This is a genomic window from Emcibacter sp., from assembly GCF_963675455.1.
GTDB lineage: Bacteria > Pseudomonadota > Alphaproteobacteria > Sphingomonadales > Emcibacteraceae > Emcibacter.
This window is the reverse complement of sequence record NZ_OY776217.1, coordinates 1,087,413-1,101,055: the sequence shown is the minus strand read 5'-3', so window position 1 is coordinate 1,101,055 and position 13,643 is coordinate 1,087,413. Positions and strand designations below refer to the sequence as shown.

Genomic DNA, 13,643 nt, shown 5'->3' with positions numbered 1-13,643 from the left:
AGGATATTCAGGATGTTGTTCTGGCCCGCCGGCTGTGGCAGGCTCATCACCAGCCTAGACCTGGTCATGACAAACAATTCCTGTTGCATCGCAACATAATGTGTTATAGTCGCAGCCGCGCAAGATACTTTTATATCTGACTTAACAGCTGAAAGAGCTTTCAAATGACAGGGCAAAACCTTGTGAAAAAGCAATCCGCCGCTCTCCCCGACACGCCCCTGAAACCAATGGCGCAGCTTCTGACACGTCCAGCGGCCCGGGAAAGCGCACCGGAGCACCCGCTGGCGGACGCCTTTGACCGGACCATCCATGCCATGGTGGCCCGCTCCACCGCCGGCCTCTCCCCCATGGCCCTGACCAATGCCTGGATGGACTGGATGGTACATCTTGCCTTTTCACCGGGCAAGCAGGCGGAACTGGTCAACAAGGCCGCCCGCAAATCGGCGCGCCTTGCAACCTTCACTGCCAAATGCGCTCTGAGCCGGGAAGATCACAAGCCCTGTATCGAACCCTTGCCCCAGGACAAGCGTTTCTCCGATGAGGCCTGGCAGAAATGGCCCTATAATGTGATGTACCAGTCCTTTCTGCTGCATCAGCAATGGTGGTATAATGCAACAACCGGCGTCAGGGGCGTCACAAAACAGCATGAGAATGTCCTGGAATTCGCCAGCCGCCAGCTGCTGGATATCTTTTCCCCGTCCAACTATCCCTGGACCAATCCGGAAGTCACCGAGCTTACCTGGGAGGAAAAGGGCATGAATCTGGTGCGGGGATTCCAGAATTATCTGGAAGACCTGGTCGACATGACCGACGGCAAGATGCGGAAAGATGAAAAATATAAAGTCGGCAGGGATGTGGCGGTCACCCCGGGCAATGTGGTCTTCCGCAATCGGCTGATTGAGCTGATCCAGTATGAACCGGTGACAAAGTCGGTCCGGCCGGAACCGATATTGATCGTACCGGCCTGGATCATGAAATATTACATTCTTGACCTCAGCCCGCATAATTCACTGGTGAAATATCTGACGGAACAGGGATATACCGTCTTCATGGTTTCCTGGAAGAACCCGGACGAGAACGACAGAAACCTCGGGATGGAGGATTACCGCCAGTTGGGGATCATGGCGGCGCTGGACGCTATTTCAGCCGTTCTTCCGGACAGGAAAATTCATGCGACAGGTTACTGCCTGGGCGGCACCCTACTGTCCATCGCTGCTGCCGCCATGGCCCGGGACGGCGATGATCGTCTTGCCTCCATGACCCTGCTTGCCGCCCAGACTGATTTTACAGAGGCCGGGGAACTGACTCTGTTCATTGATGAGAGCGAGCTTACTTTTCTTGAGGACATGATGTGGGAAAAGGGCTATCTGGACACACACCAGATGGCTGGTGCCTTCCAGATCCTGCGCTCCAATGACCTGGTCTGGTCGCGCATGGTCCACGACTATATGATGGGCAGACGGCATGAAATCAGTGATCTGATGTTCTGGAATGCCGACGCCACCCGCATGCCCTACCGTATGCACAGTGAATATCTGCGTCAGCTGTTCCACAACAACGATTTTGCCGCAGGCCGCTATAAAGTTGGCGATAAACCGGCTGTGCTCAGCGACATCCGTGTTCCCGTTTTTGCGGTTGGCACACAATGGGACCATGTTGCCCCCTGGCGCTCTGTGTATAAAGTCCACCAGCTGTCTGATACGGAGATCACCTTCCTGCTGACCAGTGGTGGCCATAACGCCGGCATTGTCTCGGAAATCGGTCGCCCTAACCGTTCTTACCAGATTACCACAAAAGGAGCCGAGGATCGTTATCATGACCCGGACAGCTGGGTAGAGGAAGTGCCCGTTCAGGAGGGCTCCTGGTGGCCGGCCTGGGTAAACTGGCTCAACGAACGGTCGGGAGAACCGGCCCTGCCACCAACGATGGGAGCCACAGGCGTTGTCCTGCCGCTGATTGACAAGGCCCCCGGACAATATGTCCTGCAGGACTAGCAAAACCACCCCTAACTGAAAAGCCGGGCCAATGGCCCGGCTTCCTGTTTTCATCTGAACACGCCCTCTCAGGGTGTTGTGGTTGCGTCTTTCCGGGCGGCCTTTTCGGCCTTCAGAACGTGGGCCCGCTCAATGACAAAAGCCCGGATAATATCGGCTTTTTCCTTGTCCAGAACATCGGCAAAGCTGACCATTCCGTTCTCTTTCAGCACACCGTCGAGAACAATATCGTACCAGAGGTCGTCATGCAGGGCGTCGCTGTACCTCAGGTCCGGCAGGACGCCGCCGCTGTGGGCGGCACCGCCGTGGCAGGCACTGCAGAACTGACCAAACAGATATTTACCCTTTTGCACGGTGGCGGCATCAGCGGTCAGGGCCGGAGGATCAAGCTCCCTCTCTTCGGCCTCAGGCAAAGGAGGGAGTTCAACCTGGCCGCCGAGCCTGAACACCAGCAGGCGACTTACGTTGGGGACAACACCCGACTTTTGACTGAGTTCGCCAACGGCCAGGGCAAAAACGCCGCCCCATCCGGCCATGACGGCCACATATTGTTCGCTGTCGATTTCATAGCTGACCGGTCCGGCCACAACCCCGGTCTGGGCGGGCATGGACCAGAGCTCTTCTCCGTCATCAGCCCTGTAGGCGACAAAATTCGCACCGGCGGTTCCCTGGAAAACCAGATTTCCGGCCGTCGCCAATGTGCCGCCGTTGCCCGGTCCGGGATACTGGGCCCGCCAGACTTCTGTCTGGGTTACCGGATCCCAGGCCGACAGGTGGCCCCTGAGGCCGTCCTTGACAGCCTGCTTGATGGCCGGATCGTCCGGCAGGTCAGCCGCCGACATATCCACCCCCAGATTCATGCCTTTGGGCAGGGGTTTATAGTCGGGATCGGACACATAGACAAAACCGGCCTCATTGGTCGGAATATAAACCAGTCCGGTTTCCGGGCTATAGGACATGGGATTCCAGCTATGAGCCCCCATCGGGCCGGGCATGGCCACCCAGGGTTTCCCCGTTTCCTTATACCGCGCCTCGGGATTTTCAATTGGACGGCCATTCTCATCCAGGCCGGTTGCCCAGGTCAGGGGCACAATGGGTCCGGCAGAAATAAAGTCACCGGTTTGCCGGTCCAGCACATAGAAAAATCCGTTTTTCGGCGCCTGCATCAGAACCTTGCGGACTTTGCCGTCAATCTCCAGATCGGCCAGCGTGATCTGCTGGGTGGCGGTATAGTCCCAGTTGTCCCCCGGTGTGGTCTGGAAGTGCCAGACATATTCACCGGTATCGGGACGCACCGCCACGATGGAAGACAGGAACAGGTTGTCGCCGCCGCCAGGACTGCGGACAGACTGTTCCCAGGGAGAGCCGTTGCCGACACCCAGATAGAGCAGGTCCAGTTCGGGATCAAAGGCCATACCGTCCCAGACGGTGCCGCCGCCGCCCAGTTTCCACCATTCGCCGTTCCAGGTTTCGGCAGCCATTTTCATGGCGTCATTTTCAAAACCGTCAGCTGGATTGCCAGGCACCGTATAGAAGCGCCAGGCCATTTCGCCGCTCATCGCATCATAGGCAGAAACATAGCCCCTGACCCCGTATTCAGCGCCACTGTTGCCGATGATCACTTTACCTTTAACAACACGGGGGGCGCCGGTGATGCTGTAGGACTGGGTTTTGTCTGTAGTCTGTTTTTCCCAGACCAGCTCACCTGTTTTGGCATCCAGGGCGATCAGGCGACCGTCCAAGGTCCCGAAATAAATCCGGCCCTGCCAGTAGGCAGTCCCGCGGTTGACCACATCGCAGCAAACCCGCACCGCCCATTCAGGCGGCACCTCGGGATCATATTCCCACAGTACGGCCCCGGTTTTGCCGTCAAAGGCCTTGGCCTTGCTCCAGGCGGTGGTGACATAAATCACCCCGTCCACCACCAGTGGCGTGGCTTCCTGGCCCCGGGCGGTATCCAGATCATGATACCAGGCCAGGCCGAGCTCGTTTACATTGCCGTCATTAATTTGCTTCAGGGGACTGAAGCGCTGTTCGGAATAGGTCCTGCCGTAACTCAGCCAGTTTTGGGGTTCCGCTTCCGCATTGACAATCCGGTCCGCCGTTTTGACGGTTTTGTCGTCACATGCCGTCAGGCTTGCCAGCAGGGCAAGACCGGCGATACCCTTAAAAAACCAATGTTGTTTCATCTTTTTCCCAGACTTTAGTTTTGTAATTTGATCATGCGCCCGGCCGGGGTCATACCCGGCCATTCCTTTCGCGGCTTCAGTCCCCCAAGAAATTTGGCCCCCTCCGGAGGTCAAACCCAAAATTTTATAATAGACTGATTCCAGAACCATAACAGCAACAGAAAGGAATCAAAAACGCACATGTAGCGAATATGATCTTCCGGACTCGGTATCGCCGCCTGAATTCAAAAAAAACGGCCGGGACTGTACTAAATCCCGGCCGCTGATAGAGTTATGTTTTTATCAGATCAAAAATCTGCCGTCAGAGCCAGATACCAGTTCCGCTTGCGGGCATAGATCACTTCTTCATACCCGGTTGCAGTACTGAAGGAAGAGTTCCCGGCCACCTGATAGAGCTTGTCGGTCAGGTTATTCACACCGAAAGTCACGCGCCAGCCGCTGTCCGGGCTTTCAAGCTGCAGGGAGGCATTCACAAGTGTGTAGTCATCCTGCAGAACCCCTTCGGAATTGGCGGCGTCATAGTACATTTCAGAAGTGTAAACCACATCCACACGCGGTGTCAGTTCCAGACCATGACCAATGTCAAAGAAGTAGCTGACCCCAAGATTGGCCTTCCACTCGGGACTGAACGGCAGTCTGTTGCCCTTGTCCACCGTGGCGGTCACTGTCTGGTCAGGAACCACGATCTCGACAACCTCGTCAATGGATGAATCCAGATAACCAACACTTCCCTCAACCAGCAAACGACCGGTTGGATTCCAGGTCATCTCGAGCTCGAAACCTTCGATGGAAGCGGAACCCGCATTAAACAGCAGCGGCACTACGCCCAGACGGTAAATCAGCTGCATGTCCGTATAGTCGGTATGGAAAACGGCACCATTCAGGCGCAGGTTGTCAGCAACGTCTGCCTTGAAACCGACCTCGTAGTTTTGAGCTTTCTCTTCGTCAAAAGTGATCGGCTGGTTGTTCGGTGGAGGTGCGTTGTAGCGCTGGTTGAAACCACCACTCTTGAAACCCTGCGACCAACTTGCATAAGTCATCAGGGAATCGTTCCAGCGGTACTGAAGTTTCGCCGTACCGGTTACCGCAGAGAAACCCAGTTCGTGGGGGCTGGGATCAACAAACAGCGGCGGAACAGTAGTGGGCAACGTCGTCGGTTCAGGTGCATGCACATCTTCTATGTTGAAGGCAATCAGGGTCATACCTTTTGTCTCGTCAGTATAACGGAGACCACCGGAAAGTGACAACTTGTCGGTAATGTCATAGGTCCATTCAGTGAAGGCCGCCCAGCTTTCGGTGGACAAATCCACGCTCTGGTGATCGCGGGAGCCATCACCACCTCCAAGAATGTTCGGTATAGGAAGCGCGACAGGTACACGCACTTCGTCATGGGTGTCTTCGTCGAAATAATAAAGTCCCACAACACCGTTCAACTTGTCAGAGCTGTATAGCGCCTGTAACTCCTGACTGAACTGCTCGCTGGTACTATCATATTCCGTGGACAGGATGGGCAAAGCAGTATTGTCTGCATCGCGGGCGCCGGACCACGCCAGCTCACGATAAGACGTGACGGATTTCAGCGTCAAACTGTCGTTGAAATCATATTCCGCGGTGCCGGAAAAACCCCAGTTTTCCGTTGAGCTGAACACTTTGGCCGTACCGCCGTTGGTGAACGGTCCCAGGTCGTAAGTTGCATCGTTGCCGCAGGCCGGATTTACAACATCGACCGGAACAGCTGGCGGCGGGAACGTTGCACCCGGACATCCGGCTCCAACACTTGTTGCAGCGACAAATGCAGCATTCTCATTGATATTCTTGAAGACAAAGGGGGATCCGTTTTCATCTTCACTGGAATAATCACCGCGGATGGTCAGGCTGAATGAATCGCTCGGTTCCCAACGCACCGTTCCATTCAGGGAATAACTGTCGTCATCCCCCAGGTCGACACCGTCAGACTGGCGGGTCACATAACCGTCACGCTGACGCATGCCCATGGAAAAACGCGTCCCCAGTGTGTCACTGACCGGCAGATCAAATGCACCGAACAGTTCGCGCAGGTTATCGGTACCAGTACGAGCCCGGACAGTTCCGCCCAGTTCGTCTCCGGGAAGGTTAGTGGAAATCAGAACGGCGCCACCGATGGTGTTCCGGCCGAACAGAGTACCTTGCGGCCCGCGCAGAATCTGTACGCTGGAGATGTCCTTAAAGTCCATGGCGCCGCCCACGGAGCGACCCATATACACATCGTCAATATAGATACCGACACCCGGGTCAACCGCACCGGTCGGGTCGGTCTGACCGATACCGCGGATAAAGACCTGAGCCGCGGAGTTGTTGCCTGACAGCGGACCATAACTGGTAAACTGCAGGTTCGGTGCCACATTATCAAGGTCGGTTGTTTCAAAAATCTGCTGACGTTCAAGCGCATCGGATGTCAGCGCCGTCACCGCAATCGGAATATCCTGAAGATTTTCCTCACGACGACGAGCCGTCACCGTGATTTCTTCCAGCATCAGCACATTTTCTTCTTTGTCCTGCCCCTGCGCAATCGCTTGCATTGCCGGCGGCAAAATAGTGCCGATTACAGCCATAATTGCAAGCCGCGAGCTTGTAGATCTTCGCATAAAGGAAGGTTTTACGAAAGGCATCATATTCTCCCATTCTTTCGTTATGTTTCAATTTTTGAAGTTGGACAGCAAGGAAACATTGGGGCTAAACCCCTCCTCGCTGTCAAAAGGAATGCGGCAGTGCCGGACACAGAATACGACTTGAGGACAATACTTCTCCCATGATTTACTCCGGCAGCGAGCAAACCTACCCTGTTATTTTTATTATCCAGAGCCCTGTAATTATTATGACATATAGCAATAATACTGTCAACGCTATAACTCATAGCGATAAAAAATAAAAAGGCGGGAACAAACTGACAGTCCAGGACAATGCCCCGGAAATGCAAAAAACGGGAGGCCGGATACGCCCCCCGCTTGAATTCAAAACAGGTTGTTCAGCTGCTGTCCGGGCTTTGTTTTACCCGCCTGTTTTTTCACGCTTCAGGAAACTGGAAAAGAGAGCCACAGCGGCAAGGATCGAGCCGAAAGCCATAATCGTGGCAACATTGCCCCGTTCCATACCTGCCGCCAGCAGAAAACCGGTAAGAACCGGGGCAATGACGGCACCGCCGCGGCCAACACCAATAACAAAACCGGTCCCGGTCGCCCGCAGCCGGGTCGGGAACCTTTTGGCGACGAGGGCATAAAGCCCCACCACACCGCCAAACATGAAGAAACCGAGCACAAAGGCAACCAGTTTCAACAGGCCAATATCAGGCGTCACCTGGCCGAACACAATAACCGCAAGCCCGGTGGCAACCATGACCCCGATCACAAGCCTCGTCAGGCTGAAGAAGGTGGCGCACCAGCCCAACACACTGCCGCCGACGATGCCGCCGATACTGACCCAAACTGACACGGAAGTACCGACCGCCTTGTCAAAGCCGAGCGCTGTTATAATGGAAGGCACCCAGCCCAAAACATAATAGAAGGTTGTGATATGGAAAAAATAGCTAAGCGCCAGAATAAGGGTTACCCGGCGCTGCTCGGGGGCAAAAAGATCCGTAATCCGGGCCCGTGCCTGTGGCGTTTTTTCCTCAATAACATGATGCGCTTCGGAATGCCCCATGCGACGCAGGATTTTATTGATCTGGCCCAAGGCCGCCTGACCCTTGTTGTGGCTCAGGAACTCGATGGATTCCGGCAGATAATATATAATCACCGGCACCAGGGCCAGGGTTACAATTCCGCCAAAGATAAAGACCGACTGCCAATTGTAATGACCGAGCAGCATAGCCGCAACGGAGCCGCCAAGAACCCCGCCGATGGGATAACCGATAGACATCAGGCTGACGGAAAGGTCGCGCCGTTTCTTGTTTGAATATTCGGCTGACATGGCATTGATTGACGCCAGCATGGCGCCAATACCCAGTCCGGTGATAACCCGGTAAATCGACATGGTGATGATGTCATTCGCCGTTGCAGACAGAAGCATGCCAACACCCATGGTCACCAGGCTGGCGAGGATAGCGGTACGTCGCCCGAAGCGGTCCGCATAGGGAGCGAGGAAAAGAGACCCCACCGCCATACCAGCAAGACCGGTGGAAATAACGATACCAATCGCATCAGGTCCCAGTCCCCAGTCCTCGGCAATACCTGGAGCCGCAAAGGTAATGGCGAGAACGTCAAATCCATCGAGGGCATTCAAAAATATACAAATTCCGACAGCGAAAACCTGAAGCCCGCTCATCGGCTCGCGGTCAATAATCTCCCGTGGATCGTCCTGCATGCTCATTCTCTCCCAGTCTCGGCCAATTTGGCCTCTCGCTATATTTGTTTGCTATTCTGCATAACTCTGTGCGCAGAACCTTGCCCCATCGGTTTGACTTTTGCAATTGTTGTGAAAACTTTTAGTCTTCCTTTTTCATCAGAAGAGTCCGCAACCGGGGCTTCTGAACCTTGCCCGATCCCGTTCTCGGCAGGGCAGAAAGCACTGTCAGGTGTTTCGGAAGTTTATAGCGTGCAAGCCTGGGCTCAAGCCATTCGAGAACCTGGTCCATGGTCAGGGTATAACCTTCCTTGCAGACCACCGCCAGATGGCCGACCTCGCCCCAGCGTTCATCCGGCACACCGACAACTGCGGCTTCTATGATGCCCTCCATGCCGGCAAAGGCCGCCTCGACTTCCGCCGGATAGACATTTTCTCCACCGGAAATAAACATATCCTTCTTGCGATCGACCAGATAATAGAAACCGTCTTCATCACAGCGGGCAACATCGCCTGTCCGGAACCAGCCGTCATCGGTAAAGGTCGCCGCCGTCGCTTCGGGCTGGCGCCAGTAGCCACAGGTGACATTCTCGCCGCGAAGCAATAATTCGCCGGCTTCATCCGTCCCGCAATCCCCGCCCGCCTCATTAACGATGCGCGCCTCAACGGCAGGGGTGCCGATACCGACCGAACCGGCCTTGGCCAGGATCTGATCACGATCGATGGACATGCCGAACGTCGTGCCGGTTTCACTCATGCCGAAACCGTCAACCACAGAGATACCGTCATTCACCCAGGCCCTGATATCGGCCTCGGGATGCGGCGCGCCTCCTGTGAAGATGGCTGTCAGGTGACGCAGCCTGTCCGGATCATAGCCGTCTTCCTGCCGCAATCGGGCCGCCATTTGCGGCACCCCGAAATAGTGGGTTACCGCCAGCTCGGGATCCCCAAGACGCGACAGCGTCCGGGCCGCATCGAATCCCTCGGTAATGATGAGCATGGCGCCGCGCAGGAAAGTCGGACGCACATTGCTGATCAGGCCGATGATATGAAACATTGGTGAATCGCACAAAAACACGCTTTCATGAGTCACCCGCCCCAGAATGGAAAAATTAAACGCCGTCTGGTCAAGGTTCCTTTCACTCAGCAGCGCGCCCTTTGGCTTGCCGGATGTGCCCGAGGTATAAAGGATAAGCGAGATATTGTCGCGATCGATGGGCTCGTACGGCAGCGGAACCGCTGCCTCCATTCTGTCCGCCAGCTCAGCCACACCCAGGCGGGGGATCTCAGACTCAATCGGCTCCAGCGCCTTGTCGCCGATCAACAGAGCCGGGTCGGCATCCTCAATCAGGGATTCGATTTCCGCCTTGCTGAGACGCCAGTTGAGCGGCACATAGATAAGGCCGGTACGGGCACAGGCCAGATGCAGGATGATCAGTTCGGCGCAGTTATGCGCCAATGAAACAATCCGTGCGCCATGCACCAGATCCGGATTGGCGCGCAGAACCGCTACGCATTTGCCAATCGCCCGGTCGAGAGCGGCATAATCCCATTCCCTCGCCGTGTTCAGGTCCCGGATTGCAGTCCGGCCCGGCTGCAACCGGGCCTGCATGGCAACATGGTCGATCATTGCTTGCTCTATTTTTTATCAACCTTGTAAGAACCAAGACCGGGTTTATAGCTCTTCTCATCGATAAACTGGCGGATACCTTCCTTGCGACCTTCGGTTTTGTCGTGGAAGTTTGCCGCTTCCTGCATGCGGACCAGATAATCCTCGGCCTCGTCATAGGTCATGGTGCCAACGCGACGGACGGCATCCTTGGCGAACTTCAGAGCGACAGGGTTCTTCTGCAGCAGGGTGTCGGCGACTTCGCGGACACGCTCTTCCAGCTTTGCCAGCGGTACGCTTTCATTGACCAGTCGCATTTCCGCGGCCTGCTTGCCGTCAATCAGTTCGCCGGAAAGGGTCAGCCACATGGCATCGCGCATTGGCAGCAGATCGACAACCACCTTGGTCACACCACCGCCGGGCAGGATGCCCCAGTTAATCTCGGACAGACCGTATTTGGCCTCATCCGCACTGATCGCAAGATCACAGGCAAACAGCGGACCGAACCCGCCGCCAAAGCACCAGCCGTTGACCATGGCAATGGTCGGTTTCTGGAACCAGCGCAGACGCCGGAACCAGCCATAGCTTTCGCGCTGAGATTGCCGCACGCCCCGCAGTCCCTTGGCTTCGGTCTCGCGAAAATATTCCTTCAGGTCCATGCCGGCAGACCAGGCTGTGCCCTCACCTGACAGAACGAGCACACGCACATCATCATCATACTCGAGCTCGTCCAGTACTTCCATCATACGGCGGTTGAGCGTCGGGTTCATGCAGTTTCTTTTTTCCGGGCGATTGAATTTTACCCAGGCAATCCCGTTCTCGACTTTAAAATCTACAACATCAGTGGCTTTGTTCATCATTCAGGTCCTTTAATGACTACATCCTATACCGGTTCCGACATGCACGACCAGACGCAGGTCCGTTGAAAGACCACTCCGGAGTGCTGACTGAACAGTTTTCAAATTATTCCGATGCATATGCATCGGAGTACAGCTTTATACTGTACGAAATTCCGTATCTGAGCCTCCTAAATATACAGAAAGCTATATTATATAGCTATACATAATAACAACGGGATTGTCATTTACAACAAAAATTTGCATATTCTCGACATGAACGAAAAACAAAACCAGAAATCCAAGCGTACAACCATGACAATTTCCAATCCACTCGAAAATCTTCTCGGCTATCATTTGCGGCGCGCTTCTGCCGCCATGATCTCTCAACTCAGTCAGGGCTTCAGCGCCCTTGACCTTAAAATCACCGAGACTTCGGTTCTGGTGATGGTTGAAGCGAATCCCGGAATGAAGCAAAGCGATATCGGTCGCGCACTCGGAATCAAAAGCGCTAATATGGCTCCCCTCGTCGCCGTACTGAGCGACCGCGGCCTGATCAGGAAAAAACCGCTGGACGGCAGATCCCAGGGGCTTCACTTGTCTGAAGAAGGCAAGAAGGTTGTCAAAAAAATCTGGGAAAATATCAATGCCAACGAAGAATGGCTGGCCCGCAGTCTGGATAAAGACAGCTTCGACTCGCTGAAAAAAACACTTAACAACATCTGGCTCTAGCCGGAACTCCACAGACATATGACTGTACAGCGCACACCCGCCCCTTTTCTTTACTTATTATAATTCTTATTTGCATTTTAAGCCAATATAATATAATAGGAAAATACAATTGTACCGAACCGTAACCAATCCGGCATCCAGGAAGGCTTCGTCACAAAGAATTGACGCCTCATAGCCAAGTTGCTATGAAAGATAACGCTATACTCCATAGTAATTAAATTGCAAAACATAGGGTACAAGACAATGGACGCACAACTCCTCATCAATTCTCAGTTTGTTTCTGCTGCCGACGGCCGTGTTTTTGAACGCCGGAATCCCATCAGCGGAGAGGTTACCTCACGGGCGCCCGCCGCAGGCAGCGCCGACGTCAAGGCCGCCGTCGAAGCCGCCCAGACAGCCCTGCCCGCCTGGTCGTCACTTGGCCCCAATGCCCGCCGCGCGGCACTCCTGGCCGCGTCCCGGACGCTTCTTGATCTTGGCGATGGCTTTGTGGAAGCCATGAAAGGCGAAATCGGCGCAACGGAAGGCTGGGCCCGTTTCAATGTCAAGCTGGCGTCTGAAATGCTGATCGAGGCGGCCGCCCTGACCACCCAGGTCAGCGGCCAGATCATCCCGTCCGACAAACCGGGTTGCCTGGCCATGGCAATGCGCAAACCGGCAGGCGTGGTACTGGGCATAGCCCCCTGGAACGCGCCGGTTATTCTGGGTGTCCGTGCGGTTGCCACCCCCCTTGCCTGCGGCAATACGGTTGTTCTGAAAGCTTCGGAAATCTGTCCGGTCACCCATACACTTATCGGCAAGGCCCTGAACGAAGCCGGCTTGCCCGCCGGCGCGATCAACGTCATCACCAATGCGCCGGAAGATGCCGGCGAGGTCGTCGGTGAACTGATCGACCATAAACATGTGCGCCGCGTGAACTTTACGGGGTCATCCCATGTCGGACGCATTATCGCCGAACGCGCCGCCCGCACATTCACGCCGGTCCTGCTGGAACTGGGCGGCAAAGCACCCGTTGTCGTGCTTGAAGACGCCGATCTGGACGAAGCCGTCAAGGCCATTGCCTTCGGCGCCTATATGAACCAGGGTCAGATCTGCATGTCGACAGAACGTGTGGTTGTCGAGGAAAGCATCGCCGACGCTCTGGTCGAAAAACTGACCGCCAAGGCTGCGACACTGGTTGCCGGCGACCCCATGGAAGGCAAAACACCACTTGGGGCTCTGGTTGACAGAAAATCTGTCGACCATGTCCTCGGCCTGGTTTCAGATGCGGCAGAAAAAGGAGCCGCCATCACCGTTGGTGGTACGGCAGACGGTGTTCAGATGTCCGCCACCGTGGTCGATAAGGTCACCAAAGATATGCGGATTTACACCGAAGAATCTTTCGGACCGGTTCTGGCTGTTATCCGGGTCAAGGATGCAGAGGACGCCGTCGCCATCGCCAATGACAGTGAATATGGATTGTCTGCAGCAGTCTTCAGCAAGGATATCGTCAAGGCCCTGAAAGTTGCCGAACGCATCGACAGCGGCATCTGCCATATCAACGGCGCCACCGTCCATGACGAAGCCCAGATGCCCTTCGGCGGCACCAAATCCAGCGGGTACGGCCGTTTCGGCGGCCTGGCCGGGATTAATGAATTCACCGACCTGCGCTGGATTACAATGGAAACCGAGCCTGGGCATTTCCCGATCTAGGCTTGAGATATCTGACAATCCCAAAGGCATGCTTCAATTGTGGAGCAGGCCTTTATTCCATGTGACATGAATTTTATTGACGCGAATTGGTCAGAATACTTGAATATGCATATTCAGTTCTATAAGACTGTCCACTGTAGAACGTTCAGGGCTATATGCACGGCCTCCGGTCAGATACATTGCATTTGCATTTCATCAGGCCGGAGACTATTCATTGGACGTTTTGCTGCCCCGGAGCTCATCCGGAAGAACTTGAGTTCCAGATCTTAAATTA

8 protein-coding genes are annotated in these 13,643 nt (G+C 55.0%); 3 read left to right on the top strand and 5 right to left on the bottom strand.

Annotated elements, in window-relative coordinates; genetic code table 11:
- Positions 1-227 precede the first annotated feature (227 nt).
- Entirely contained in the window at positions 228-1,994 is a 1,767-nt protein-coding gene (locus ACORNT_RS04900; RefSeq protein ID WP_420717545.1) for a PHA/PHB synthase family protein, read from the top strand.
- Between the two features lie 68 nt (positions 1,995-2,062).
- On the opposite strand, the gene ACORNT_RS04895 is transcribed toward ACORNT_RS04900, so the two are convergent.
- The 5 genes from ACORNT_RS04895 to ACORNT_RS04875 all read right to left on the bottom strand — a co-directional run bounded on the left by ACORNT_RS04895 (position 2,063) and on the right by ACORNT_RS04875 (position 10,966).
- The gene (locus ACORNT_RS04895; RefSeq protein ID WP_321396131.1) at positions 2,063-4,183 is read right to left on the bottom strand and encodes a PQQ-dependent dehydrogenase, methanol/ethanol family; all 2,121 of its coding nucleotides are present in this window, start codon (positions 4,181-4,183) and stop codon (positions 2,063-2,065) included.
- A 287-nt stretch (positions 4,184-4,470) separates the two neighbouring features.
- Positions 4,471-6,774 carry a TonB-dependent receptor gene (locus ACORNT_RS04890; RefSeq protein ID WP_321396128.1) on the bottom strand — a complete coding sequence of 768 codons (2,304 nt, stop codon included), beginning with the start codon at positions 6,772-6,774 and terminating at the stop codon, positions 4,471-4,473.
- A gap of 436 nt (positions 6,775-7,210) precedes the next feature.
- The gene (locus ACORNT_RS04885; RefSeq protein WP_321396125.1) at positions 7,211-8,521 is read right to left on the bottom strand and encodes an MFS transporter; all 1,311 of its coding nucleotides are present in this window, start codon (positions 8,519-8,521) and stop codon (positions 7,211-7,213) included.
- A 121-nt stretch (positions 8,522-8,642) separates the two neighbouring features.
- On the bottom strand, positions 8,643-10,130 hold the full coding sequence (locus tag ACORNT_RS04880; protein ID WP_321396123.1) for an AMP-binding protein: 1,488 nt from the start codon (positions 10,128-10,130) through the stop codon (positions 8,643-8,645).
- Between the two features lie 8 nt (positions 10,131-10,138).
- Positions 10,139-10,966, bottom strand: coding sequence for a p-hydroxycinnamoyl CoA hydratase/lyase (locus ACORNT_RS04875; protein ID WP_420717544.1), 828 nt, complete (start codon positions 10,964-10,966; stop codon positions 10,139-10,141).
- 255 nt (positions 10,967-11,221) lie between these two features.
- Here ACORNT_RS04875 and ACORNT_RS04870 point away from each other — a divergent pair, with 255 nt between their 5' ends.
- Together ACORNT_RS04870 and ACORNT_RS04865 are read left to right on the top strand one after the other, a co-directional pair.
- Positions 11,222-11,677: a MarR family winged helix-turn-helix transcriptional regulator gene (locus tag ACORNT_RS04870; protein ID WP_321396117.1), complete on the top strand. Its 456-nt coding sequence runs from the start codon at positions 11,222-11,224 to the stop codon at positions 11,675-11,677.
- 243 nt (positions 11,678-11,920) lie between these two features.
- Positions 11,921-13,369, top strand: coding sequence for an aldehyde dehydrogenase (locus tag ACORNT_RS04865; RefSeq protein WP_321396113.1), 1,449 nt, complete (start codon positions 11,921-11,923; stop codon positions 13,367-13,369).
- Positions 13,370-13,643: the final 274 nt, after the last annotated feature.

Coding starts and splice junctions, on each gene's coding strand:
- ACORNT_RS04880 (WP_321396123.1), bottom strand. CDS start 10,130: ATGATCGACCATGTTGCCATGCAGGCCCGGTTGCAGCCGGGCCGGACT.
- ACORNT_RS04865 (WP_321396113.1), top strand. CDS start 11,921: ATGGACGCACAACTCCTCATCAATTCTCAGTTTGTTTCTGCTGCCGAC.
- ACORNT_RS04870 (WP_321396117.1), top strand. CDS start 11,222: ATGAACGAAAAACAAAACCAGAAATCCAAGCGTACAACCATGACAATT.
- ACORNT_RS04890 (WP_321396128.1), bottom strand. CDS start 6,774: ATGGCTGTAATCGGCACTATTTTGCCGCCGGCAATGCAAGCGATTGCG.
- ACORNT_RS04885 (WP_321396125.1), bottom strand. CDS start 8,521: ATGCAGGACGATCCACGGGAGATTATTGACCGCGAGCCGATGAGCGGG.
- ACORNT_RS04875 (WP_420717544.1), bottom strand. CDS start 10,966: ATGAACAAAGCCACTGATGTTGTAGATTTTAAAGTCGAGAACGGGATT.
- ACORNT_RS04900 (WP_420717545.1), top strand. CDS start 228: ATGGCGCAGCTTCTGACACGTCCAGCGGCCCGGGAAAGCGCACCGGAG.
- ACORNT_RS04895 (WP_321396131.1), bottom strand. CDS start 4,183: ATGAAACAACATTGGTTTTTTAAGGGTATCGCCGGTCTTGCCCTGCTG.